Raw genomic sequence first — 25,420 nt, 5'->3', positions numbered from 1 at the left:
TAATGAGCCTGGTTAATGGCTCTCTATTAATTGCAGCGCCAACGGATAATCCAAGTCTGAAATCGCAGAAGAAATCTCCTCTTTTAGGGGATCAGAAAAATGACAACCTGACAGGATAGAAGTCAATTCATCAGGAGGGATAAACTGATTTCGCTCTAATGCTCCTCTGAGCTTTTCAATTCCATCATTGGCAACGTCTTTTGGTTGGTCTTCTTCTTTTGTTCCTTCGGATTCAGCAGATAGCGCCTTAATTTGAGACAGCGTTTCGATAAGGACAGACTTAAATTGTAGAAAGTTGGCGTGATGATCTGTACCACTAATTATATCTGCTTCCAGCGCCTTAGCGGCATGATGCAGTGCGTTTAAGCCTAAATTACCTGATACACCTTTTATGGTATGAACTGCCTGCTTGTAAGCGACCATGTTTTCTTGGCTATTCATCTCAATGAGCTTCTCGGGCAAGTCTTGATATTCCATACTAAATTTGCCAAGTAACTTAACGAGCAATGAGTGATTTCCGCTAAGTTGCGATAGGCCAAATGTTAAGTCGATGAATTCTTGCTTTTGCGACATTTAAATCTCTTTGCACACAAATTTTAACAACATATTACTTTATTATTTGTCAAAGGGTAGACTAAATAGCAATTAGGATATCAAACAAAGAAAATTTTCGGTGATTTGTACACATCGACATTTTCGTTTTAAAAGGTTGTTGTGTGAAAAAAATACTATTTGTTATTGGGGCCCTCTCATTAGTTCTTGCCGGATGCACTTCTCAACAAACGATTAAAAATTCAGTGAAAGCTGAACTGCCAGTTGGTGTCTCACTGGTCGAAGACAGTACCGTTGAACAAACAAATGGTGTCTCAATCGCCTATCAAAAATACCGTCTTGATAACGGACTCACATTGGTATTGCATTCGGATAAATCTGACCCACTAGTGCATGTTGATGTGACATATCACGTCGGCTCTGCCCGCGAAGAAGTCGGCAAGTCAGGATTTGCCCATTTTTTTGAACATATGATGTTTCAAGGGTCAAAGAACGTTGCAGACGAAGAGCATTTTCGAATTATCACTGAAGCGGGTGGTGACATGAATGGAACCACAAACTCTGATCGCACCAATTATTATCAAACAGTGCCAGCTAATCAGCTAGAAAAGGTGTTGTGGTTAGAAGCCGACAGAATGGGCTTTTTACTCGATGCGGTGACTCAAGAAAAATTCGAAGTCCAGCGCGAAACAGTTAAAAATGAGCGCGGACAAAATTATGACAATCGTCCTTATGGTCTTCGTAGCGAACGAAATAGCGAGGCATTGTATCCGGTTGGACACCCATACTCATGGTCGACAATCGGTTATGTTGAAGATCTCGATAGAGTAACGGTAAATGATTTAAAAGCATTTTTCTTGCGTTGGTATGGCCCCAACAATGCGGTATTGACCATTGGTGGCGATCTTGACGTTGCACAAACCCTCGCCTGGGTAAATAAATACTTTGGTTCTATCCCAGCGGGTCCTGAAGTGCTTGCTGCTGAAAAAACGCCAGTTCTTCTCAATGAAGACCGTTACGTCACGTTAGAGGATCAAGTTTATCTTCCATTACTTCAATTGACTTTTCCTACTGTACATTTGAGACATCCAGATGAAGCGCCCCTTGATGTGCTGTCTGATATTCTTGGTGGTGGAAAAACCTCACTGTTTTATAAAAATCTGGTCAAAGACAACCACGCTGTGCAAGCTGTGGTGTCGCATCCTTGTCGCGAGTTGGCCTGCGAATTCCAGTTAATTGCCTTAGCTAACCCAGCAAAATCAACCAAGTTGGCCGATATTCAGAAGCGAATTGAAGACACCCTAGCCGAGTTTGAACAGCGTGGCGTCAACCAAGATGATTTGGCCAGAACCAAGGCAAGCATTACATCGTCGACCGTATTTGGATTGCAGAGTGTTGCCGGTAAAGTGTCTACGTTGGCGATGAATCAGTTGTTTGATGATAAACCAGATATGGTCCAATATGACTTGGATCGATACAACAGTGTCACTGCTGAGGATGTGATGCGGGTTTATCAACAGTATATTAAAAACAAGTCTAAAGTTGTACTAAGCATTGTGCCAAAAGGTCAGCTAGAGCTGGCGGCAAAGCCTCAGAATTTCTCTCTGCCTGAACGCGAAATAGCACCATCTAGTGAAAACGACAACGTAGCCGCGCCGCAAATTGTCGACAATTTCGACCGCTCACAAGTCCCTGTAGCGGGCCCAAATCCTTCAATTAAAGTTCCTCAGTATTATCGTGTGAACTTCGAAAATGGTTTGGAGATGCTAGCGCATAACAGCAGCGAAACGCCGACAGTCACTCTACTACTAAGTCTTGAAGGAGGCCCTTTGCTTGACCCCATCGATAAGGCTGGCTTGGCTTCTTTTACTGCGACAATGATGAATGAATCCACTACCGTTATGTCCAACGAGGAAATGGCCAATCAATTAGCCTTGTTAGGGAGCCAAATCAGTTTTAGTGCCGCCGGCAGGTTTACGCAAATTCGGGTCAGTAGTTTGCTGTCTAACTTGGACAAAACCCTGCAATTGTTAGAAACTAAATTGTTTAAGCCTGCGTTCCTGGAGGAAGACTTTGTTCGAATTCAGCAAAGTCTTGCACAACAAATGCAGCAGCAAATAAAAAATCCCTCAGTGCTTGCTAGCCGAGCTGTTGATCTGTTGATGTACGGGGAAAACAATCGCATTAGCTTGCCAGATTCCGGAACATTGACAACCTTGCAAAATATTACCCTGAATGATGTTAAAGCGTTTTATCAAAGCTATTATTCTCCGGCACAGGCCAATTTAGTCGTTGTCGGCGACATCAACGAAAAACGTATTGCCGACCGCTTGACGTTTTTAACCAATTGGCAAGGTGAAGACTATGAAATTCCACCCTATCAAGAGTTTCCATCCTATCAACAAAGTAAAATATACTTGATCAACAAACCCGACGCAGCGCAGTCTGTTGTGCGCATTGTTGAACAAGGGTTGCCTTACGATGCGACAGGTACGCATTTTAAAAGCAAGTTAATGAACTACCCTTTAGGCGGCATGTTTAATAGCCGTATAAACTTAAATCTTCGAGAGGATAAAGGATACACCTATGGTGCTACTAGCCGATTTATTGGCGGTAAAACCTTGGGCCGTTTTCAAGCGGGGGCCGATGTTAAACAAGAAAATACAGCAGACAGTATTTCCGAAATATTGAATGAAATTAATATGTTTAGCAAAAATGGTATGACTGATGAAGAGCTGGCGATGATGCGAAGTGCTTATACTCAATCTGAAGCGTTAAATTACGAAACGCCATTTAATAAAGCGACATTTTTTAATCATTTGCTAACTTATGAGCTAAAAACGAAATACAAAGAACAACAAAACGATATTATTAAGAACATTAAAAAGACAGAATTAAATGCGCTCGCAAAACAGTTATTGCGCACGGAAAATATGCAAATTGTTGTAGTTGGCGAAGAGAGTAAAATTCGTCAACAGCTGGAATCGTTGGGTAAAGAGATAGTGGTATTGCCAACGCCAGAATAATTCGATTTGATCTATTTCAGTTTGAATTGCGGGGCGTTTTCTCGCAAGATGAATTCATTCAAACTGCAAGTTTACACAAAGTGAGCAGAGGAATTTGGGTTTTTGGAAATGCTTGAAAAGCCAGATTTTCTCCCCACTTTACACTTTTGGCCTTTTATTAGGATTGAATTTTGACGTCTATTTCCCCGTCTTTTGGTGACCGACTAACGGTCTTAAAACGTCCTCAGGTGGCTAAAACCCTTGTGCAAATTAAACATGGTGTTGAGCGCGAGACATTAAGAATCAATGCCAACGGCACGCTGGCACAAACACCGCACAGTGAAGTCCTTGGTGCTGCGTTGACCCATGAATACATTACGACAGACTTCTCCGAATCGTTACTAGAATTTATAACGCCTCCAGAGTCAGATCCTAAGGTAACAATGGCGCAGCTTGCCGACGTACACAAATACGTGATGGAAAACATTGGCGATGAAAGACTCTGGCCAATGAGTATGCCGTGTTTTATCGATGGAGATGACAACATTCCAATCGCACAATATGGCAGCTCTAACATTGGAAAAATGAAGACGCTGTATCGTGTTGGGTTAAAAAATCGCTATGGAAGCATGATGCAAGCGATTGCCGGTGTACATTTCAATTTCTCGTTGTCTGAATCATTTTGGCAACATTGGTTGGAAAGTGCTGAGCAAAAGGCACCAAACAAAGAAAATATATCAGCCGCATATTTCGCCATGATCCGAAATTATCGCCGCTTTTGCTGGCTAATTCCGTTTTTATTTGGCGCATCACCGGCAATTTGCGGATCGTTTATTAAAGGCAAAAAGACAACGCTTCCGTTCCAGACGCTTGGCAAAGGAACCCATTATCTTCCCTATGCAACGTCTTTGCGTATGAGTGATTTGGGTTACACCAACTCTGAGCAATCAGGGCTGAAGATATGCTACAACCAGTTAGATACCTATATCGCTTCATTGCGCAATGCCATCAATACACCGTCTGAAAAATATCAAAAATTCTCTGGTAAGAAAGACGGTCAGTATCAGCAACTTAATGCCAACGTGTTGCAAATTGAAAACGAGCTCTATTCGCCTATACGGCCCAAGCAACCTACGCGTTCTCTTGAGAAACCTACGGATGCTTTGGCACAGCGCGGCGTGAATTACATAGAGGTGCGCGCCCTAGACGTAAACCCTTTCAGTCCAATAGGGATCAGCGAAGATCAGTTTTATTTTCTAGACGTATTCTTGACCTATTGTCTGGTTAAACCAAGCGATTTTATGAATGCAGAACAGTTCGCGCAAACCGAAAAAAACCTGAATGCAGTAGTAGTTAATGGGCGAGATCCAGAATTGAAGTTAGACAATGGAGATCAACAACTGAGTATTCCTCAGTGGTCGAAAGTGTTGTTCGATGAAATGCGAGAGGTTGCCCAGGTGCTTGATTCTGCCAATGATAACAAGAGTTACTCGGCCGCCTTAGAACGCCAATGGGACAAAGTTGTCGATCCAACAAAAACGCCTTCTGCACTAGTTCTGAAGACGTTATTAGAGCAGGGCAAAGACAATGGTGCATTTGGAGTTGAGTTGGCAGAAATGTATCGGGTGCAATTGATGGAAAACGATTACGCCATGTTCAGCCAAGAGGTATTTGAAGAGCAAGCCAAATCATCGCTGGCACTGCAGCAACAAAAAGAACTGGAAGGCGTCGAATCCTTTGACCAATTTATAACAGATTATTTTGCCTCTTATGAAAAGAGAGCGGTTTAACTGCCAGTGACCTAAACGGCAGACAAAAAAATGCCTGACACATGGTCAGGCATCAAACTACTACCAGGGAAAACACACAATAACTAGAACACACTATGTATGAGTATGGATGTATGAGAAAGTTCAGTAAAAAATGTGTTTTTTTTAAAACTTTTTTAACAATTGTTTTTGTCCCCTTGTTTTTAGTGGGGTGCAGCTCGACACCTCCCAAAAATATCAGCAATATTTGTAAGATTTTTGAAGAGAAATCCGATTGGTATGACGCTGCTGCAGATGCGAGAGACAAATGGGGAGTTCCGATTCATGTCCCTATGGCGATGATGTATCAGGAGAGTTCATTTCGTTCAGATGCACTGCCACCTAGAGATTATGTGTTTTTTGGTTTGATACCTTGGGGGCGCGTCAGCAGTGCCTATGGTTATTCGCAGGCTAAGACCCCCACATGGACCGATTACATCAGAGAAACCAAAAATAGTGGTGCCGACCGCGACGATTTTGATGATGCGATAGATTTTATGGGCTGGTTTATCAGCAAGACCTACAAGATTAATGGTATTTCAAAGTGGGATGCCTACGCCCAGTACCTGAATTATCATGAAGGTTGGGGTGGATTCCAACGCAAAACCTACAACAAAAAGAAATGGCTGATTGCGGTTGCTAAAAAGGTGAATAGTCGCTCATTACGTTATGCCAAACAGTTAAAAACCTGCGAGGACGAGCTGAGTAAAAGTTGGTTTTGGAAGTTGTTTAGCTGACCAATATAGTTGGACACCCACTTAAAGGGGTGACCTATAGAGTTGGACATTTACGTAAAAGTGGAGGCTATAGCTTAGCTAGTTGATCTCTCAGCCAGTATAGACGCCCACTGTTTTTGACCAATATCGAGAATCTTTAAAAATGGACACCCACATAAAAGTGGTGGCTATACTGAAGCTAGTTAGTCTTTTAGCTTGTTCGGACGCCCACTGTTTTCAATCCAATATCGAGCGTTGCAAACAACCGAGTGGCTAACTTGGCACTCTTATTGTCGTACGCGCCATGTAAGATGCTGTCATGTAATTTTGCCGGAGAGTGCTGACTCTTGTGGGCAACATGCAAGGGTAAGTAGCATAAACCAAAGTCACTTCCGCAACGTTTATTCGACCAATTTTCAAGGATCGGTAAAACTAGCGATTCACAGGTTGTAGGCGCTAAATGAGAATGCACGACAACCAAATGGTATTTACCCTTACTTGCTAGACTTGCGCCAATTTGTTGGCAGACCGCTTCTAACTGCTTATTGCTTTTCACCGTCTCGGAAGTTTGAGATTGCCCAATACATACCAAACTGACATCCGTTTTTAACACAGCATGATGCATATCGCCTGTTGCAATCAGATTGCGTTTGAATCGGGCGTTTCGGATTGCTATTTGCAACTCTTTATCCTGAATGGGCGATTGATTTTGATTGACACAATTAACCTTTCTGCCGTCCATATCTACGGCAATGACCTGGTGCCCGTTGTTGGCAAAAGAGACACTTAGTAGCGTCCCCATTAAGCCTAGGCCAACTACAGTAATTTTTTCGTATTGATATTGCCTGGCACCTTGCACATTATTGCTTGCCCTTGTCATTTTGGTTTTCGAGTACGATTGATTTTGTTGAAGCGGGTTCATCAGCCTATCCCCTTTATTTGTTATTTTGGAGGGTGAATAAATCAACCTTCCACATTATGTCATGGCGCGTAAAATGCGACGGCAATGAACTGAATTGCATCTTCTGTTCCAAAAATTTAAAAGTAATAAAATCAAAGGGATAAGTGATTTCTTGGACGCTTGTTTAGGCTGTTATGGCGCAATCTACAGACAGTCAAAAAATGCAAAACACGATGTTTCGACTCAATTGTTTGATCTGGATCAGTCAAGAATTCGATGACAATCACTACAATGGTAATCAACCTGAATTCGGGATAAGCGAATCCACCCAGCAGCGTTCTAAAGTACGATTTCTGCGTTACACAAGCTCGAAATAACCCGTTATTCCTTCACTTGTGTGCCTTGAACTCGAACTTTAGACCACTACCGGGTCATATGTTTTAGTCTTTTCATTAAAATCAATAAGTTGCAGATTCTCTTATCCCGAGTTCAGGTTAATCAGTTAATAAGTCATAGCGAGGATAAGATCATGTTAGAGATACTATTCAAAGATCCTGTAGTTTGGGGTTCACTTTTCGGGTTGGCGGTTGTGATCGGCCTTTGTGCGTACTACTTATATTTGTTTGTGTACAACACCAATCACGATTTATAGGTTTTTTTGCACTTGGCGGCTGTCCTGTCCGTCAAGTGCGCAGATTCATAAATATCTGGAATAGAGACCAGTCAACGAATTCCTTCGTGTATATCTGGGATTTCAATTAACGCTAGCAATGCTCCTTTTCCACCCCATTCCAGTGGTGCCTGGTGAAAACCTAATATCGCAGGGTGCTGGACCAGCCAATTTGGTACAGCCTTTTTCAACACATATGATCCCACGCCGTGGACAATACAAACGCAGTGTGCATGTTGTTTCTGTGCAGCATGGATTAATGCTGCAATTTCTAGTTTAGCTTGCTCTTTGTTGAGACCATGCAGGTCTAATATCAGATCTGGGGGGTAGTCTCCTCTACGCAGTCGTTTCACTTCGTATGCGGGACAGCCTTCCTTCGTGTATTTCAAAGGTCCTTGTTCAGCAAAATGTGCTTCAAAGCCGTCCGAAAAATGAAAGGAGGCTAGGGCTTGTTTAAGATGTTTTCCTTGCGATAGATTTTTCTCAGAATAACGAGATTTTTTCTTGCTGGATCGCTGCGGAGGCGTTATTTTGTCCTGCTTGATCGGTTTGACATCACTGAAAGTGTCGCGAAACATTGTAAACTCATCATCAACAGATGTGTCGTTGCCTTTTTCGTTAGCCAGATTCAGTGGTTTTTTCATATTTTGTTATGGTTTATAAACAAACAGTCAAGAAATTCGCCGCCAAGCATAGCAAAATAAGCACTGGCGCTACATCCCTTAATCAATACAAGCGAACAAAATGCACACAGAATCGATTGATATTAAAAAGGCTGCAAAGCAACTTAAGACCATGTTAGATGTAGTACGTTGGTCAATGACTCAGTTCAATCAATCTGATCTGTATTACGGACATGGAACTGATAACGCGTGGAGTGAGGCGGTTAATTTGGTCTGTCAGGTTTTACATTTGCCCCATGACTTACCTGACGAAGATTTACGATTCTTAATGCAATCGCGGCTAACCAAATCCGAGAAAGGCGCCATTGTAAATCTCGTGAAACGACGCATTGATGAAAAAGTACCTGTCGCGTACCTAACCAACAAAGCATGGTTTTGTGGATTACCGTTCTTTGTCGATGAGCGTGTGTTAGTACCGCGTTCTCCTTTTGCGGAGCTAATTGTTCAGGATTTTTCCAGTTGGCTGAAGCAACCCCCAAAACAAATTTTGGATTTGTGTACGGGTAGTGCCTGCATAGCAATCGCATTGGCGTATCAATTTGAGGACGCTGTTGTCGACGCGGTCGATATCAGTCGAGATGCGCTAGATGTCGCCAACATTAATATTCATGAACATGGATTAGAAGAACGAGTGTTTCCCATTCAATCTGATTTAATGGCGGCGTTGAGCGGTCAAAAATACGATTTGATTGTTAGCAATCCACCCTATGTAGATGAAGAAGATATGTCAGATCTTCCCACTGAATTTCATCATGAACCCGAATTAGGATTGGCCGCTGGCCAGGATGGACTCGATTTAGTTGATACCATTTTACGCCAATCGGTTGAACATCTTAGCGAAGATGGATGGTTATTTGTAGAAGTGGGTAACAGCGAAGTCCATATGGAGCACCGCTATCCTGGTATGCCATTGCACTGGGTGCAATTTGAGCATGGAGGACATGGTGTGTTCGCAATCAATCAATCCGCACTGAGAGCCTACTTGGCTTCACACTAAGCGTACAGGAAATATATATACATGGCTGGAAATACATTTGGCAAACTTTTCACGGTAACCACTTTTGGCGAAAGCCATGGCATTGCAATAGGTGGTGTTGTGGACGGCTGCCCACCAAATTTGGCGTTAGACGAATCCGATCTCCAAGGTGACTTGGATCGACGTAAACCTGGTACCTCTCGTTATACAACGGCGCGCAGAGAAGACGACGAGGTACAGATTTTATCCGGCGTTTTTGAAGGAAAGACCACGGGTACTAGTATAGGTTTGTTGATTAAAAATAAAGATCAACGCAGCAATGATTATTCGAAGATAAAAGATACTTTTAGACCTGGTCATGCGGATTATACCTATCAACAAAAATATGGATTGCGTGACTATCGTGGAGGAGGGCGTTCTTCCGCTAGAGAAACGGCAATCCGAGTCGCCGCGGGCGGTATCGCTAAAAAGTACCTTAAACAAGTTCATGGCATTGAAATCCACGGTTACTTGTCGCAATTGGGACCAATAAAAATTGACACCGTTGATCACAGTGTCACCAATACAAACGCATTTTTTTGTCCAGATTCGAGTAAACTTGATGATCTTGATCAGTATATGCGCGATCTGAAAAAACAGGGTGATTCAATAGGCGCTAAAGTCTCCTGTGTGGCGACTAATGTTCCGGTTGGACTAGGAGAACCGATTTTTGATCGCCTTGATGCTGATTTGGCGCTGGCGATGATGGGGATTAATGCGGTCAAAGGCGTTGAAATTGGCGATGGGTTTGACGTAGTTGAACAAAAAGGCAGTGAACATCGCGACGCACTGTCACCGGAAGGCTTCAGGTCGAACCGATCTGGCGGGGTTTTAGGCGGTATTTCAACTGGCCAAGATGTGGTTGTGCATATGGCGCTTAAACCCACGTCTAGTATCAGTGTCCCTGGTGAAACCATAGATATAAAAGGGCAATCAGCCGAGGTCATCACCAAAGGGCGTCACGACCCATGTGTTGGGATACGCGCTGTTCCAATCGCTGAAGCCATGATGGCGATCGTGCTAATGGATCACTTACTGCGTCATCGTGGGCAAAACGCCGATGTGGAATCGATTACCCCCGTCATTCCTGGGCAGGCATAACAATCTTGCTGCAAAATCCCAATGACGACAGCAGAGCAAGGTCTGCCCTCAACATTGGACTTTTGGGTGTTACGTATCTTCTGTATTTTGGACAACTAGGGGTCCTAGTCCCCTATTTAGGGGTTTTCCTCGATGGACGAGGATTTACATCAGAGCAAATTGGCGAACTCTTCGCACTGATCACCATTGCACGTATCCTTGGTCCAAATCTTTGGGCTTCTATGGCTGACCGTTCAGGTAAAGGCCTGAATATTCTCCGTTTAGGAAGCTTTTTCACTTTTTCGACTTTTAGCTTGGTATTTTTTGTTGAGGGGTTCTGGGGCCTGACACTAAGCTTTGCACTTATGATGATGTTTTGGACAGCTATTTTGCCACAATTGGAAGTGCTTACCTTAAATTGTGTTGACGGCCAGGCAAATCGTTACAGTCGAATACGGTTGTGGGGAAGTATCGGCTTTATATTACTGACGGTCGCGGCAGGCAAAGCGATCGATATGTTTTCCAGTGAAGCGCCTATTTATGCCAGTGCATTGGTGCTGCTAGTCTTATTTTTGTCTACGCTGTTCCTGACAGAAACCAAAACAACACAAAACGAAAATGCCGAAGTAGGCTCAATATGGACACAAGTCCTAACACGCCCATTTTTATTTTTTTTATTGTCTGCAGCATTACTGCAAGTCAGCTTTGGTACGTATTACGGTTTCTTTGCGCTCTATGCGCGAGATCTTGGCTACAGCGGCCAAGCAACAGGTTTATTTATCGCCTTAGGAGTTGCAGCTGAAATCGTTATTTTTTTACTCGCGGGCAAGTTAATTAAACTTTTTGGCGTGAAGTGGATCTTATTTATAAGCATCATGGTGACCGCTGCTCGCTGGTTCTTGCTCGGGGCGGCAGCGGAATTGTTGTGGGTGATCATCATCAGCCAAATTATTCATGCGTTTAGTTTTGCCATGACCCACGCCGCATCGGTGCATTTTATCCATCACTTTATGGGTAAAGCCTTTCAAAGCCGAGGACAGGCCATATATATCAGTATAGGGTTTGGTGTCGGCGGCGCACTAGGGAATTACATCTCAGGGCAAATGTGGCATCAGGGTGAGGGCGCGTTTGCATCCTTTATTTTTTCTACCGCCGCGGCCGTGTTATCAGCATTATGTTTGTTGTGTATAAGCTCGAAAAAAATGAAGGCTTAAGCTAAGGTAGAATTATTAACAGGGTTGGAGTGAATAGCAGGATGAATACAGTCGTAGCGTTAAAATGTGTACTAGTTTTCCTGATAATGTTGCCCGTTTTGGTAGCTGCTCAACAGGCGCCAAATTTATCCAGTCTGGAGCGATTTGACCCGTCTATTACGATGACTTCTTTATCAACATTTGATATTCGTGATATCCGCATCGGAGACAACGCGCGTGTTCAAGCGTCTAGGCTGTCCGAGCTTGGTGGTGAGTTGCAACACGTTTCAGGTGGTAATCGCAGTGGCGATGTAGAATTTATATTCAAACAGCCCTACAAAGATTCTGAGCTGGTTCAAAATTTAGAGTTACAGTTTGATAAAGACATAGGCTTTATTCATCAAATTGAATTGACCTATCGTATCGCTAGTAGATATGTGGACATTTTGCCTATCTATCAGAAAACCGTTGAGCAAGCGGCTGTCAAATACGGCTCCCCATTGAGTTTTGATCAGGTCCAAGCGCTTTCCGGTGGACAAAACGATAAGCCACGTTTGTCTGCATTTTTAAAAAACATGCAAATAAATCAAGATGTTGCCGAAGATGTTTTAGCATTTTTTGAAGACAAGCAAATTACGCCGCGCACCCATTTCGTCGAAACTGACAATGGACGGGCGTTGTTACTATCTGGGTTTCGTCAGTGTTATTTTTGGCAAAAAAGTGATTTCGCAGAAATCCTAAGTCTGTGTTCCTTTCAGCCTTCAAGTGGCAATATGAAAGGGCAGGGGGTCACTCTCTCCCTGGTCAATTTTGAAGTCAGTAACGCAATTGAGCATTTTCGACAAAATCAATCAGAGGTTGATATCAACTTCTAGCATAAATGGTTCAGGCCGATTCATCACCATGAGCGGACCATATTGATGGACCAAATTGAATATCAGAAAACCTTGCTTCGAATCTAGAATCCGTTGGACTACACGCATAAAAACCGACGTCAATTGCCTGTTTTGACAATAGTGACACCTTTCCAAAATACTCGGCCTCGGACCCTTCTGGTAAGGAATGCAGACGAAAAATTCGCATCTGTTTAAATTCGTTGCCATCCAGAGAGTATTCGATTAAAAAATCTGCGTGACGACGACTCAAGCGATACCAAATTTCTGTGGGTAATGGAATGTCTGTGGTCGCCCAATCAGAAAATCCAAAGTTCGTAACGACGCTGCCAAGCCGAGCAAAGGACGAATTCTCATATTCGATTGACGCCTTAAACCAGTTTTCGCTATCTAAATATATCACTAGTCCACACTGATCAAACAGATTGCGATAAGCAAATGAGACTCGTGTTGTCAGACTAAAATTTTCGTTTTGCGAAAACAACAATGCCGGCGCGTTATCATTTCTAAACCCATAAAAAGTCCGCTGCCAAAAGTCGGTATGTGGTGATGTCGTGAGCGAAATACGATTTTCGCTGACCTGATAATGTTCAGGACGGTTTATCCACTTGCATTGATCAAAGTCTAGCTTCATTGGACACTCCAAACTCAACCTTTAACGTGGTAATCGGTTTAATAATAATTGACTATTTTGCTGATCAATCTTGAAATCAAATTGGCGCAATAAATTCATCCCTAATAGTCCATTTGCCTGAGTGAAATCGGGCATCGGCAGCACTACCACAGCCAAATCATCTAAGCGAAAACCGCCGATAAATAGCTGCTGGAGCTGATAAATCGGAGCATAAACTTGGCCACCTGCAGTATTAATCTTGTATGTACCTACATAGTTGAAGTCTGATCGACGACGTAACTGTTGAAACGTTCGGTCAGTGATGACTGTCGTTGAGGCTCCAGTATCGATCATCAGATTAAGGGAATATCTACCTATGAAGGCTTGTGCAATAAAATGATCGCCAAAATTTTCAAGGTCGAGCGTACGCTCGTAGTCTAAGCGCTGGTTTTCATCAATATCGGTTATCTCAGACGCGTTATTGACATTCGCTAACATGCTGCGAATTTTTGAAACCTCCAAGTCATCTTGCGGAAGCGAGGCCAGCACGTTTTCCATTAAAAATTCCTGGCCCTGTCGCGCATAAGCTTCGGCAAGTCCAACAATGATAGATCGACGGTTGGGATCAAACTGCCAAAGCGGTTCTAAAAAGGTGGCTAGCACATCCCAAGAGCGAATGCTTTTGAGTTTTTCTATGTTATTTATGGTTAGGCTTGTGATAACAAGTAGCACTTCGGCTTTTTGTTCAGTGTTTAAAGGTAAATCTAACAATCCATAAAAATGTTGAAGCACATCACTGGTTTGGGCGGTGAGCTTGACTAAATCAGCTTCAAGCAGCAAATAATCAATATCACGCGGGTTGGCCCGCAAATAGTCTAAAATCGCATCCCTTGCTTTTTGTGTCTCACCCGCTGCCAGTTGCTGACGAATTGCGTAGATAGCCTGGGCCTTTTGTCGCATCTGCGGCGAGCTTTGATGCCCAGCAAGTTCCGCCACTTGCTCCGCCTCGGTTTGTTGATTCACTGCGGTACGATTACCAGATGCTAGAGCATTGTGATTAGGCTCTCCTTTAACTGATTCTGTTTGCGTTGTGCTTTGATAAGACTGTTCAGATTTAAGTTTGTTCCATAACTGCCAGTTAAGAAAAAGCGAGCCCATGAGAGCAATAATTAATAATGTCACAAGTCCTTTCATTGACCATCTCCTTTTATCCAATAAATGCTCATGATTGCTGTTCTAAACTCGCTGGCCCATAGATATCAGAAAACGCTTTAGGCATGCGTTTCGGTTTGCCTGATGAAAGTGCAATACAGACAAAATCGGTTCTAGCCGTGAGCAAGGTTACCTTGTCAGAGCCGCGTATGAATTGAAATTGCCTGGATAGTTTCAATCTTGAATCACAGTGGATAATCCAGGTGGCACAATACAGGGTTTCACCCAACAGTGCTGCAGCCAGATAATCTATTTCATGCCGGCTGATGGCCATTCCTCGGTCGAGTTCCTGATACTTTTCGATTGTCAGGCCAAGATGATTAGAATGAGACCAGGCAACTCGCTCAAGTTGAGCGACATAGGCGACATTATTGACATGGTTATAGTGATCAATATGTTCAGCTTCGATTCTCCAAGGCAGCACATGTGGTGCAGCGAGACGCCAAGGTAAATTTGCATACAGTTCACTCATATCACTACTTCCGGTAGTGGGTTCATGGTCAATAAATCTTCAGCGTCGAATAATGCATGCATCATTTGTCGTTCCCTTGACACGATGGGTACAATAAAATCTTCTACATTACCGAGCTTTTTGAATGCTTTAAACCCGCTTTCTAAAAAGACCTGTAAGCTTTCGACTCCTGCCATTTTCGCCGGTTTTCTAGATAACATCAGCAAGGCGCTTATCCCAGGTATTTTGACCACGTCAGCTAAGTCCTCCCCAAGGCTTTCTAACAAACTAATTTGTTCTTCCCTTTGATTGAAATTATCGCAACGCTGATACGCTTGGGCATAGGTGTGTCGGTCGACCGGTGTTTGTTCCAATTGCTCACTCATTTTCACGTCTAGCTCAAAAGACAAACTGTTAAGTCTTAGCGCGGACTCTAAGGAATCTAACGCCTGTTGCGGTAGTAGTTTAGCCATCTTAGGCACGACTCTAGCAATGTCGCTGTCTCGTTTACTGAAATCTTTAGGACCGTATAGCTCATCAATGAAAAAGCTCATTGCTGGTTTGAAGCGCTTGCTTTGCCATAGGTCTTGATGAGTGGTCAATAAGCGTTTGGTTTGCCATTCCTGCAATGCTCGCAAAGAGCGCGTCATATTATGTTGCTCAACCCGCTGGTGGAGTGATTTAGCCAGTTCTAAATGCTGGACAATTTTATTAAGTGTTTCTGACATATGTCTTCAATTATTTGATTAGCGTAAAAGTGTCGAACACCGAAGCGTCAATCCAGCCTAGGTTTTTATCACTATCCACAGGGATGATATCTTTTGAACCAATGAAGTGCTCACGAATTGGACTGCCATCGTTGTCACAATATGCCAACATGAAACCTACCTTTTTATTTGCGTGCAATTTAACCGGCAACGCAGGTTTTCCGTCAGTAAAACTGTCATCAAAGACTTTGACAGCGGCTTCCCAGGTTATATTATGGGGCGATGTGGTATCTCGTTGCCAACGGCTCGTTACATGATCATTATAAAGTGCGGGTTGTTTAGAGGTATTAATGTCGACAACCTGATTATCTAAGGCCACATGGTAGGCAAACGCGTTGTGGTTGTATTGGTGGTTGCCTCCGGACGCATCTTCATCAATAAAAATTTCAAGGCAATCATCGCTCCAGTAGCCCTCTAGTGGGTTGGCATGATTGTCATACAAAACATCGTCTACAATGCTGACTTGAATATAGATCGCATTCTGGTCCCATAACAAGCGGTATTGGGCACTGAAATCCTCTTCAGCTAATTTATCACCAATGATCACGGTATTAAAATTATGCCACTTTGCAGTTTGCCATTGAGGCTCATTGTCGATGCCATCTATTGTCGGAGGCAAAGACGTATGAACAATTGTTTGAGACATCAGAGGTAGGCTAATTACCACTGATAACAACGCGAGCTTTGAAAACATCACATATCCTTATACCAATCGAGAGAAATATTAGGTTCATCCCCTGGTTTTTTGTTTTTACTGTTGAGTCTGACTTGCTTGACTAGTTACAATATTACATTCTTCAAAATGTAGTATCGGTTTAACGTGCATCACTATCAAGATCTCATCCAACTTTTCAACCAAACGTTTTCGCAAAGCGACAATACGCGACTGGTGAAAGGTGAGGACGAGCCCGTCTATCTGCCAGCTTCAGATGCCCGCGACTATCATCAAATTGTTTTTGCCCATGGTTATTTCGCAAGTGCTTTGCATGAAATTGCGCATTGGTGCATTGCGGGACGGGCGCGCAGGCAACTTGAAGATTACGGGTATTGGTATTGTCCAGATGGCAGAAATGCAATCCAACAAGCTGATTTTGAAAAAGTAGAGGTAAAACCTCAGGCCATTGAGTGTGCCTTTAGTCTAGCAGCGAGGTTCCCATTTCAGGTTAGCACTGACAACTTAAATGGCGTCGAAGCAGACAGAGAAGGCTTTGCAAAACAGGTTGAAGAGCAGTTGACAATATTAAGACAACAAGGCTTTCCTCCCAGAGCAGCACGATTTTTAGATGTATTGGATGCTTTTTATTCAAGTCAGAGCGCTGAAAAATCCACAGGGCGATACAGTCTTGAGGGGGCGTTTTGAGAACCTTTAAACTTGGCTTAATCGTTAACCCCTTCGCAGGGATAGGGGGCGCCTTGGCACTTAAAGGTAGTGATGGTGCCCTTATCAGAGAAAAAGCGCTGGCCATGGGCGCAGTGAAAAAAGCCAATGAAAAGACCAAATTAGCCTTACTAGAGCTGACCGACCTCCTTGACCAATTGGTGATATACACCGCAGAAGGTGAGATGGGAGAAGATATTTGTCGCACTCTTGGCTTTAATACAGAAGTAGTATATGGCCCTGACAATGCACAGACAGAAGCCATAGACACACAAAATGCCGCCCGCGCAATGATTAAACAAGATGTTGATTTATTACTTTTTGCCGGAGGCGACGGAACCGCCAGAAATTTGTTTGATGTCGTAGCAAACAAACTCGCGGTTTTAGGGATCCCCGCGGGGTGCAAGATTCATTCAGGCGTTTATGCGATCACCCCCAAATCAGCGGGTAGAGTTGTCAAAATGTTGGTCGAGGGAGACATCGTTAGCTTGAATGAAGCCGAGGTTAAAGATATCGACGAACAAAAATTCCGACAAGGAAAAGTTCAAGCTCAGTATTATGGTGAGATGCGTGTTCCCACAGAGCTTCGCTATATTCAAGCGGTAAAAATGGGAGGAAAGGAATCCCAAGAATTAGTGCTAGCCGACATTGCAGCGCATATTACCGATATGATGCAAGACGAACCAGAAACGACGTTTGTGATGGGATCTGGCTCCACAGTCAACGCCATCATGGAAGAACTGGGTTTGTCCAATACGTTGCTCGGCGTAGATATTGTCCGCGATCAACAGCTAGTCAAATCTGACGCAACCGCACAAGAGTTGCTGCAATGTGTGCAACACTCCTCAAGTAAGTTAGTGATCACATTGATTGGAGGGCAGGGGCATATTTTGGGACGCGGAAATCAGCAACTTAGTGCCGAGGTTATTCGCCAGATTGGGCGTCAGAACATTATAGTCGTAGCGACCAAAACCAAGTTGGAATCGTTACAAGGACGCCCGCTCATAAGCGACAGCGGCGACCCACTATTAGATGCACAGTTAAGTGGCTTGATCCCGATTGTCACCGGTTATCGCGATCAGGTTTTGTATCCTATTGCCAACCCAGACGAGGAAAATTAGTTTTGGATATGATCGCATTTAATCACTTTGTTGACCAAGCTGAAGCTAAACTTGACGAGGTAGTGGTTAGTGGAAGTGATGACGAATTATTTATCGCCAGTTATTTACATGGGCATTTTTCTCTAGCTGTGAGTCAGGTATTGCAGTCAGATAATATCTGTTTGAATATCCTCAATGACGTTTTACTTAGCAACTTAAATGATGCATTTGCCAACAAAGAACTTGAACAAAGGGATCAACATAAAGTCTTTACGTTATGGTCAGATATTAAAAACTAGTTGCAATGGCTTGAATTCAGAGTACCGCTCTTGATACGCAAGAGGACCTTTTAGGTTGATCTAAAAGTTGGTACAGTGCGTTAAAGCAACTATTATTGTTTAGAATTTGTACTTTTACATGGACTGAATCTCTATGAAAATGGACTTGAACAAGCTAATCAAAAACCATGCGCAAGTAATTTTTAATCCTCACGGCAAAGACGAGTTTGGTGTGTTCATGATTATCGAAAATCACCGAATTCATCTTCGAACAGACGATTTTCAGTTGGTTGAAGGTCTACCTCTTGAAGATGTCTGGCCACTGATTGACGATGTAAAGCGCCTTTAGAGTGTTTCTGAAAGAAATTACTCAATCTCTCTACATCCAACTTTATCCAACTCAGATAAGCTACTTGCCGCTGCAGGAAAAAGTTTGCCGCATGTCGTATACATTTTCGGTTTTTTAATTGCTTGCTAAAGTGCTAGGCACATAATGTTAAGGCTAGAGTACCTGTAGTTAAGGCTTTTTAGCTGCTTTTCACTCCTATTTAATATTCGTGGTTTGTTGGCGCGATTATTGCTGAATCTCCAATAGTTAAAGACTTTTAAACCTTACGTAGTCGATGAAAAGGACTCGTGCAGAGTTGAATCTGATTGGCGTTTACGTGAAACCAAATTATCAATGTTAAGTTTTTGCATCGCATATAGTCGATCCAAAACATAAAAGGACAGCCAATGGCACACTTTTATTTGAAAGCATTTATGCTATCGATCTTGATGGCAATGGCTGCTTGCTCATCTACTGAGCCGGAGCAATATACTGTGGCCCAGCAAACCGTTGAAGATTTCAGTCAAGTCCCAGCATTGGGTAATGTTGAATACCATACTTCGCAATTGGCGGATGAACTTTTTTCCAGAATCAGACCTGATAGAGACTTTCGCTTTGCTGTGGTGAGTTTTGTGCCTGTTGGCAGTTTGAAACACGCTTCTGATCACCAACATTCCATGATGTTGTTGGGTCATCAGCTATCAGAAGGGTTAGTTACTGAGGCTAGTCGCAGAGGATTTATTACTCAAGACTATAAAGTTACAAACGATATATTAATAACGAACAATTCAGAATATGTGATGAGTCGGGATGTTAATCGGCTGGCGCCGCTACAGAATGTCGATTTTTATATCGCTGGAACCATCACAGAACAGCAGGAAGGTGCGATTGTCAATGCACGCATCATTCATGTTGAAAGCAAAGATGTAGTGGCTTCTGCGACTAAATTTTTCCCAGCTGAATTGTTTTGGGAGCGTGAAAGCGTCACCACTCGCGGTGGCATGTTATACCGAACAGATTCGTAAATGAGGCATTATTGTGATTAAACTAATTTTATCCATCGCGGCGGCATCAATGCTTCTAGGGTGCTCAAGCTCTTCAATGTTTTCTGGATGGGGCAGTGAACAACCTTCACAAAATGCGTCGCCTGAAGCGACGTCAAGATTGCAAGTAGTCAATGTAATGTCTGATCCTAATACGGCGGACATTGATTATTCTCAGTCTGGAACAAGTGCTCAAGCCAGTTTGTATGGCAGTGCGCCGGCAAATTCCGTATATGGCGGCAATAGTGGGCAAAACGGCAAACTATTGAGTAAGCACGTTGGTGATTACGTACAAAGTATGACGCAAGACTTAATTTCTAATATGGAATATTTGACCGACAAAACACCCGTAGGTGTGACCAACTTTGCATTGATTGACAGTGATTTACAACGCACCAACTTGCTTGGTTACCAGTTGTCGGAGTCCTTCATACATGAACTGCATAAATTTAGAATTCCAGTCATTGACTACAAAGCGACGGACTACATCCGTGTGACCGATCATGGTGATTTTTTATTAACCCGAGATTTCCTGGAATTGACTGATCGAGCGCCAATTCAATATATACTGACTGGCACGTTAACCAAGCATCAAAGCGGCTATTTGGTAAATGCTCGAATATTAGGTTTAGAATCTAAAGCGGTCGTTGCCACTGCACAGATGTTGATGCCATTTTATGTAGTCGATGCATTGCTTCCCAGTGAGCACAACATGGTTGATGGGGTTAAGTTGACCCAAGGGGAGTAGGCGAATGAAGCCATTGACCAGACTTCTCTTAATATCTGCTGCGACTATATCGTTGACGGGCTGTGCCAGCAATGGTTTTTCTTTTGCTGATCTATTTTCTGCACCCTCTGAATCTGAAGAGCAAATGCAAGAATCCGTGACCCCGCCTCCTGCACCGCAAGATACCGGTATTCGTTATCGTGCAGAACGTCGTGAAATGTTGACTCAACAAGCTAAATCAGCACAGCGTCAACAGGTTGTTTACTATCAGAGTCCAAATACACTTTATTATCCAAAATTTAGTCATAAGTCGCTGACTGACTACGCCGAGCAGCTTAGCATGGAGTTGGTTAAAAATGGACGCCAACTGACAACCCAAAGTCGCGTTGGTGTGGCATCATTTGTGAATCTTGATGCCCAGTTAAACGACGCTGGAGCCCTAGGCAATCAACTTGCCGAACTGCTGATAAGCGAAGTGCAGAGTTTTGGCGTGCCAGTAGTTGATTTTAAACTCACCAACGCAATTAGTGTAGGTGCTGCCGGTGACATGGTATTTTCACGTGATGCGCAGCGATTAGCCTCGTCAATGGCGCTTGATTTTGTGTTGTCAGGCACCTTGATACGCAACGAAAAAGGTGTCCGCGTGAATGCCCGTATCGTTGATTTGAGTTCCAAAATTGTGGTGTCGAGTGCCACACTTTTGATCCCGCATTTTGTGGTCGACTCACTGCAACCAAACATTATTGTTGTGAGCGACTAATCATTTTAATGGTTGGATACGCTAACCGCTTGTAAAACCTTCTGGACAAGATTATTGCTGGCGGATTAGATCTTTAATTAAAAAACGATTAGGGTTTAATGCCCTCAAAAGGCGGTTGGGCAATGGCAACGGTTGTTGAGTCATTTGGCTGGCTAACACTTCAGCCATCAGCGGTGCGGTAGTTAACCCTCGAGAGCCTAGCCCCGTGAAGATATATAAGCCGTTTTTATCTTCGGCAATAGGGTAGGCTCGCAAAGGCAAAGCTTTATACAAATCGGTAAATTGCACCTTTTGTACTGCTTGATCAAAAAGCGCACCGACAACCGGCAAATGATCTGGCAGTCCACATCTTATCGCCGCGCGCCCCAATCCTTTTCCTTCAAGTAAATTTGCCCAATCAGTCTGAGCTAGCGATGCCTGGTGCGTCGCCAGGTTAATGTCTTGCTCTTCAGCTCTGTATTCGATATTTGTATCCCGCTTAATATAAGTAGACCCTAGCGCGTGAAACCCCTCATATTGAGGAGTGAGGTAACCTTTATGACAAAGTACCGTTTTGAGGTTGGAAAGTGGCGGAGTTGATGGGATGGCTTCTACTTGACCGCGCACTAAATTAAACGGCAAGTGTTGCGCCGCTGCAATTTTATGAGTGTTTGCACCTGTGGCAATCACCACACTGTCGAAGCTGCGAGATTGTTGACCTAATTTCAGCGACCAACCTTGACCATCGTCAAGCGAATTGGGTGTTATTTCATCAATATGTTGACCGGTGAACACTTCACATTCCCCAATTGATTGGGCACAACAAATTAATTGTTTTACAAGTTGCGGAGGACTCAGCCATCCGCCAGCTTCAACAAATAAACCGTGATAGGGTAAATGCAGCCCGGCTAATTTGCTGCTTTGCTCTGGGCTGCGGGCGCTGATAAGGGTATCAGGCCACAAACAACTTTTTAGAAGTTTTTGCTGGCGGGCTAACACTTCGTCTTTAAACGCTAACATCAGCACACCACACCATTGATGCGCAAAATCAAATCCGTCATCCAACAATCGTTGATATCGCCTTTTAGCAAAACCAAAGGATAAAGCTTGAATGTGGCTTGTGATATTTAGCTGCGCGTTTAGTTGAGGATAAAAACCTCCCTGTGGATTGCCTGATGCCCCTTGGGAAACTTCATCCTCTTCGCAGATAAGGGTGATTTTGCAACCTCTTTGAATGAGTGATAGAGCGATATTCGCACCGGCCAATCCTGCGCCGACAATCGCAACATTGAGTGCTTTTTTATCGGTTATTAGCGGGTTTCGATAAAAATATTGAGCAGTTTGACGAGGAACATCATGTTGGGTGAAAACACCCGTCAACATTTCTCGTTTTTTGCCAAATCCTTTGACCTTATTCACGTTAAAACCTTGGTTTGCTAAACCCCGTTTAACAAAGCCTGCTGCAGTGAAGGTCGCAAACGTTGCATCAACCTTGCTTAGTCTGGCCATTTGTTGAAATAAATTATCATTCCACATGTCAGGATTTTTGCTAGGCGCAAAGCCATCTAAGAACCAGGCATCAACTTGGCCATCTTGGAAATTGTGAATGTTACGGAAAACATCCGCAGCATCGCCAAACCATAAATCCAGTATGACTTTGCCATGTTCAAATTCGAGTCGGTGGCAGCCTTCTACTAGGTCAGGATACTGGGCCAAAAGTTGCTCTGAATGAATCCCTAATTCAGGCCATTTTGCCAAAGCTGCCATCAAGTCGTGCTTCTGCAATGGGAACTTTTCAACGCTTATAAAATGTAATCTATGATTGGCTTTTTCCTGATGTGTATTTTTTATGCCTTGTGACATAAAAGCTTGCCAGGTGGCCAAAAAATTTAAGCCAGTACCAAATCCCGTCTCAGCGATGACAAAACAACTATTTGTGTGAGGTTTCCAGCGATCAAGTAAGTTGTTATTTTGGATAAAAACGTAACGAGTCTCTTCTAAGCCATTGTGATTGGAAAAATAGACATCATCAAAATCCGATGCGACAGGGGTTCCTTCGGTATTGAAGGTAATTTGCGCGGGCCGTAATGGCACAGATACTCCTCAGAAAAGTGTTCGAGTTATGGCAAAAATCCACTTAAGATGGAAATATTATCCCATTTCGCATAAGAGCAGACCAGTTCAGTCTGCAAAATCATTACTATATGCGGCAAAATTGTTCGAGTTTTAAGTGAAAAAAGGTGATTTATGAGAAGAGCTGTCATTACAGGTATCGGTATTGTTTCGAGTATCGGCAACAATCAACAAGAAGTATTGGAGTCTCTCAAACAAGGCCGCTCAGGTATTACCTTTTCTGACGAGTTTGCGGAAATGGGCTTGCGCAGCCAAGTTTGGGGAAAAGTAGATATCGATTTTTCTGAGCATATTGACCGTAAACAGTTACGTTTTATGGGAGACGCGGCGGCTTACGCTTATATTGCGATGCAGCAGGCAGTTGAAGATTCAGGTTTGAGCGAAGACCAAGTGTCAAATGTTCGAACCGGAATTATCGCAGGTTCGGGTGGTGCATCATCAAAAAGTCAGGTTGATTCTGCAGATATATTGCGCAATAAAGGCGTGAAACGTGTTGGGCCCTACATGGTGACAAAATCCATGGCCAGCACTGTATCAGCTTGCTTAGCAACGCCTTTCAAAATTAAAGGAACTAACTATTCTATCGCTTCGGCCTGCGCAACAAGCGCACATTGCATTGGCAATGCGCTGGAACAAATCCAACTCAATAAACAAGATGTAGTGTTTGCCGGCGGCGGCGAAGAATTACATTGGACCCTATCGGTTCAATTTGATGCCATGGGTGCTCTTTCATCAAAATACAATGATACGCCCGAAGTCGCTTCTCGTACTTACGATGCTAATCGTGATGGTTTTGTTAGTTCTGGTGGCGGCGGTATGGTCGTTGTTGAAGAGCTTGAACATGCATTGGCACGTGGCGCAAAAATCTATGCTGAAGTTGTCGGCTATGGATTAACATCAGATGGTCAAGACATGGTTGCGCCCTCTGGTGAAGGGGCGGTTCGATGCATGAAAATGGCCATGCAAGGAGTCGAAGGCAAAATCGATTACTTGAATACCCATGGCACCTCTACGCCTGTGGGGGATGTCAAAGAGCTTGCTGCGATCAAAGAAGTATTTGGCAATGATAGCCCTGCAATTAGCTCAACCAAATCGATGACCGGCCATGCATTGGGTGCCGCTGGTGTGAATGAGACCATTTATAGCATTTTAATGATGGAAAATGATTTTATTGCGCCATCAATCAACATCGATACGTTGGACGATGCCGCTGAAGGATTAGATATTGTCACGGAAACGCGCGCTGGTGAACTCACTACAATCATGTCAAATAGCTTTGGCTTTGGTGGCACTAACGCAACACTAGTGCTGAAAAAATATAAAGCGTAACCTATCAATGGACGAGGTTCTTCCTCGTCCTTTTTTATCATATCTCACTCAGCTTTTTTAGAGCATTGACATCTAATATTTCAATGCCACCGTATTGATTGTGGATAACCCCTTGTTTTTTTAGCTCATTGAGCAGCTTGTTCACTGTTTGTCGCGAACTATTGATCATCTGTGCGAGGGACTCTTGCGAAACCTTGATTATTGGATTTCCATTGTCCGCTTTGTCATCGGGTAGTCCGTTTACTAATCCACTAGCCAATAAGAGCAGCCTCTTAGCCAATTGACCAGACAAGCTCAATCCACCCGTTTCATCTATCAGAGCGAATGTCGCTCGAATTCTTTGACAAAGCAGGCGCATAAAATGTGGATAGAGCTCAGGTTGTTTGCGTAACAGCTTTTGGAACGTTGTATTGGGCAGCATCAATAATTGAGTGTCTTGCTCCGCATGGGCATCGTGGGTTCTGGGTAAACCATCAAATAAAGAGATTTCACCGAACCAACTGCCGCTTTCTAACCAAGTTAATACCATTTCTTTGCCGTGCATATTCACGTTGCTCACGCGGATTTTTCCGTCCAATACACAGTACAATCCATCAGCTTCATCACCTTTCGCATGTAACTGTTGGTGTTTTGCTAAATGCTTAGTTTTACTCATAGAAACCAGTGAATGAATGACATCTTCGGGCAATTGTGTAAACCAGGCATTGCGCTTGAACATCATTTCGATATGTTGTTTTTCCATACAATCTCCCGTTGAATTGTCAATTTGACGACAGTCTACTGGATTTTCTTCGCGTACTGTAGGA

25 protein-coding genes are annotated in these 25,420 nt (G+C 43.4%); 15 read left to right on the top strand and 10 right to left on the bottom strand.

Annotated features, from left to right (window positions below):
• Positions 1–12: 12 nt before the first annotated feature.
• Entirely contained in the window at positions 13–573 is a 561-nt protein-coding gene (locus FM019_RS18710) for an Hpt domain-containing protein (protein ID WP_143837537.1), read from the bottom strand.
• Positions 574–716: 143 nt separating this feature from the next.
• On the opposite strand from FM019_RS18710, the gene FM019_RS18705 reads away from it, so the two are divergent.
• From FM019_RS18705 to FM019_RS18695, 3 genes are all read left to right on the top strand, one after another.
• A complete protein-coding gene (locus tag FM019_RS18705) occupies positions 717–3,578 on the top strand; it encodes a pitrilysin family protein (RefSeq protein WP_143837535.1) in 2,862 nt (953 codons plus the stop codon).
• Between the two features lie 170 nt (positions 3,579–3,748).
• Positions 3,749–5,347, top strand: coding sequence for a glutamate--cysteine ligase (gshA, locus tag FM019_RS18700; RefSeq protein WP_143837533.1), 1,599 nt, complete (start codon positions 3,749–3,751; stop codon positions 5,345–5,347).
• A gap of 113 nt (positions 5,348–5,460) precedes the next feature.
• On the top strand, positions 5,461–6,102 hold the full coding sequence (locus FM019_RS18695; protein ID WP_185969343.1) for a hypothetical protein: 642 nt from the start codon (positions 5,461–5,463) through the stop codon (positions 6,100–6,102).
• 190 nt (positions 6,103–6,292) lie between these two features.
• On the opposite strand, the gene FM019_RS18690 is transcribed toward FM019_RS18695, so the two are convergent.
• Both FM019_RS18690 and smrB read right to left on the bottom strand, forming a co-directional pair.
• The gene (locus FM019_RS18690) at positions 6,293–7,003 is read right to left on the bottom strand and encodes a 2-dehydropantoate 2-reductase N-terminal domain-containing protein (RefSeq protein ID WP_143837532.1); all 711 of its coding nucleotides are present in this window, start codon (positions 7,001–7,003) and stop codon (positions 6,293–6,295) included.
• A gap of 702 nt (positions 7,004–7,705) precedes the next feature.
• Positions 7,706–8,296 (bottom strand): endonuclease SmrB, encoded by a 591-nt coding sequence (gene smrB / locus FM019_RS18680; protein ID WP_143837528.1) that lies wholly within the window; start codon positions 8,294–8,296, stop codon positions 7,706–7,708.
• Positions 8,297–8,396: 100 nt separating this feature from the next.
• Here smrB and prmB point away from each other — a divergent pair, with 100 nt between their 5' ends.
• Genes prmB through FM019_RS18660 form a run of 4 tightly spaced genes read left to right on the top strand, consistent with a single transcriptional unit; the run spans position 8,397 to position 12,498 of the window.
• On the top strand, positions 8,397–9,332 hold the full coding sequence (gene prmB, locus FM019_RS18675) for a 50S ribosomal protein L3 N(5)-glutamine methyltransferase (RefSeq protein ID WP_143837526.1): 936 nt from the start codon (positions 8,397–8,399) through the stop codon (positions 9,330–9,332).
• A gap of 21 nt (positions 9,333–9,353) precedes the next feature.
• Positions 9,354–10,451: a chorismate synthase gene (gene aroC, locus FM019_RS18670; protein WP_143837525.1), complete on the top strand. Its 1,098-nt coding sequence runs from the start codon at positions 9,354–9,356 to the stop codon at positions 10,449–10,451.
• Positions 10,452–10,456: 5 nt separating this feature from the next.
• On the top strand, positions 10,457–11,644 hold the full coding sequence (locus FM019_RS18665) for an MFS transporter (RefSeq protein ID WP_260681672.1): 1,188 nt from the start codon (positions 10,457–10,459) through the stop codon (positions 11,642–11,644).
• A 41-nt stretch (positions 11,645–11,685) separates the two neighbouring features.
• Complete coding sequence (locus tag FM019_RS18660) at positions 11,686–12,498, top strand: hypothetical protein (protein ID WP_143837523.1); 813 nt, start codon at positions 11,686–11,688, stop codon at positions 12,496–12,498.
• Between the two features lie 10 nt (positions 12,499–12,508).
• On the opposite strand, the gene FM019_RS18655 is transcribed toward FM019_RS18660, so the two are convergent.
• From FM019_RS18655 to FM019_RS18635, 5 genes are read right to left on the bottom strand one after another with little or no spacing between them, the layout of a single operon-like run.
• Positions 12,509–13,150, bottom strand: a complete 642-nt coding sequence (locus FM019_RS18655; RefSeq protein ID WP_143837521.1) for a DUF1349 domain-containing protein — start codon at positions 13,148–13,150, stop codon at positions 12,509–12,511.
• Positions 13,151–13,171: 21 nt separating this feature from the next.
• On the bottom strand, positions 13,172–14,323 hold the full coding sequence (locus tag FM019_RS18650; protein WP_143837520.1) for a TIGR02281 family clan AA aspartic protease: 1,152 nt from the start codon (positions 14,321–14,323) through the stop codon (positions 13,172–13,174).
• 28 nt (positions 14,324–14,351) lie between these two features.
• Positions 14,352–14,813: an acyl-CoA thioesterase gene (locus tag FM019_RS18645; RefSeq protein WP_143837518.1), complete on the bottom strand. Its 462-nt coding sequence runs from the start codon at positions 14,811–14,813 to the stop codon at positions 14,352–14,354.
• On the bottom strand, positions 14,810–15,520 hold the full coding sequence (locus tag FM019_RS18640; RefSeq protein WP_143837516.1) for an FFLEELY motif protein: 711 nt from the start codon (positions 15,518–15,520) through the stop codon (positions 14,810–14,812). The genes FM019_RS18645 and FM019_RS18640 overlap by 4 nt, the downstream gene beginning before the upstream one ends.
• A 10-nt stretch (positions 15,521–15,530) precedes the next feature.
• Entirely contained in the window at positions 15,531–16,253 is a 723-nt protein-coding gene (locus FM019_RS18635) for a sugar-binding protein (RefSeq protein WP_143837514.1), read from the bottom strand.
• A 126-nt stretch (positions 16,254–16,379) separates the two neighbouring features.
• Here FM019_RS18635 and FM019_RS18630 point away from each other — a divergent pair, with 126 nt between their 5' ends.
• The 7 genes from FM019_RS18630 (at position 16,380) to FM019_RS18600 (ending at position 21,173) form a co-directional block, all read left to right on the top strand.
• Positions 16,380–16,919 (top strand): elongation factor P hydroxylase, encoded by a 540-nt coding sequence (locus tag FM019_RS18630; RefSeq protein WP_143837512.1) that lies wholly within the window; start codon positions 16,380–16,382, stop codon positions 16,917–16,919.
• Positions 16,916–18,058, top strand: a complete 1,143-nt coding sequence (locus tag FM019_RS18625; protein ID WP_143837511.1) for an ATP-NAD kinase family protein — start codon at positions 16,916–16,918, stop codon at positions 18,056–18,058. The genes FM019_RS18630 and FM019_RS18625 overlap by 4 nt, the downstream gene beginning before the upstream one ends.
• An 8-nt stretch (positions 18,059–18,066) precedes the next feature.
• Positions 18,067–18,336, top strand: a complete 270-nt coding sequence (locus tag FM019_RS18620; RefSeq protein ID WP_143837803.1) for a YfcL family protein — start codon at positions 18,067–18,069, stop codon at positions 18,334–18,336.
• A 133-nt stretch (positions 18,337–18,469) separates the two neighbouring features.
• On the top strand, positions 18,470–18,664 hold the full coding sequence (locus FM019_RS18615) for a hypothetical protein (RefSeq protein WP_143837509.1): 195 nt from the start codon (positions 18,470–18,472) through the stop codon (positions 18,662–18,664).
• A 386-nt stretch (positions 18,665–19,050) separates the two neighbouring features.
• Entirely contained in the window at positions 19,051–19,668 is a 618-nt protein-coding gene (locus FM019_RS18610) for a FlgO family outer membrane protein (protein ID WP_143837507.1), read from the top strand.
• 13 nt (positions 19,669–19,681) lie between these two features.
• Positions 19,682–20,434, top strand: a complete 753-nt coding sequence (locus FM019_RS18605) for a FlgO family outer membrane protein (protein WP_143837505.1) — start codon at positions 19,682–19,684, stop codon at positions 20,432–20,434.
• Between the two features lie 4 nt (positions 20,435–20,438).
• Positions 20,439–21,173 carry a FlgO family outer membrane protein gene (locus tag FM019_RS18600; protein WP_143837504.1) on the top strand — a complete coding sequence of 245 codons (735 nt, stop codon included), beginning with the start codon at positions 20,439–20,441 and terminating at the stop codon, positions 21,171–21,173.
• A gap of 51 nt (positions 21,174–21,224) precedes the next feature.
• On the opposite strand, the gene mnmC is transcribed toward FM019_RS18600, so the two are convergent.
• Positions 21,225–23,246, bottom strand: coding sequence for a bifunctional tRNA (5-methylaminomethyl-2-thiouridine)(34)-methyltransferase MnmD/FAD-dependent 5-carboxymethylaminomethyl-2-thiouridine(34) oxidoreductase MnmC (gene mnmC / locus FM019_RS18595; protein ID WP_143837502.1), 2,022 nt, complete (start codon positions 23,244–23,246; stop codon positions 21,225–21,227).
• A gap of 153 nt (positions 23,247–23,399) precedes the next feature.
• Here mnmC and fabB point away from each other — a divergent pair, with 153 nt between their 5' ends.
• Positions 23,400–24,614 carry a beta-ketoacyl-ACP synthase I gene (fabB, locus tag FM019_RS18590; RefSeq protein ID WP_143837501.1) on the top strand — a complete coding sequence of 405 codons (1,215 nt, stop codon included), beginning with the start codon at positions 23,400–23,402 and terminating at the stop codon, positions 24,612–24,614.
• Between the two features lie 37 nt (positions 24,615–24,651).
• Here the strand turns inward: fabB and FM019_RS18585 are convergent, their stop codons facing one another.
• Entirely contained in the window at positions 24,652–25,356 is a 705-nt protein-coding gene (locus FM019_RS18585; RefSeq protein ID WP_143837499.1) for a Crp/Fnr family transcriptional regulator, read from the bottom strand.
• Positions 25,357–25,420: the final 64 nt, after the last annotated feature.

This window comes from Aliiglaciecola sp. M165, from assembly GCF_007197995.1.
Classification (GTDB): Bacteria; Pseudomonadota; Gammaproteobacteria; order Enterobacterales; family Alteromonadaceae; genus Aliiglaciecola.
The sequence above is the reverse complement of the archived record's forward strand: the minus strand, read 5'-3'. Positions and strand labels throughout refer to the sequence as shown.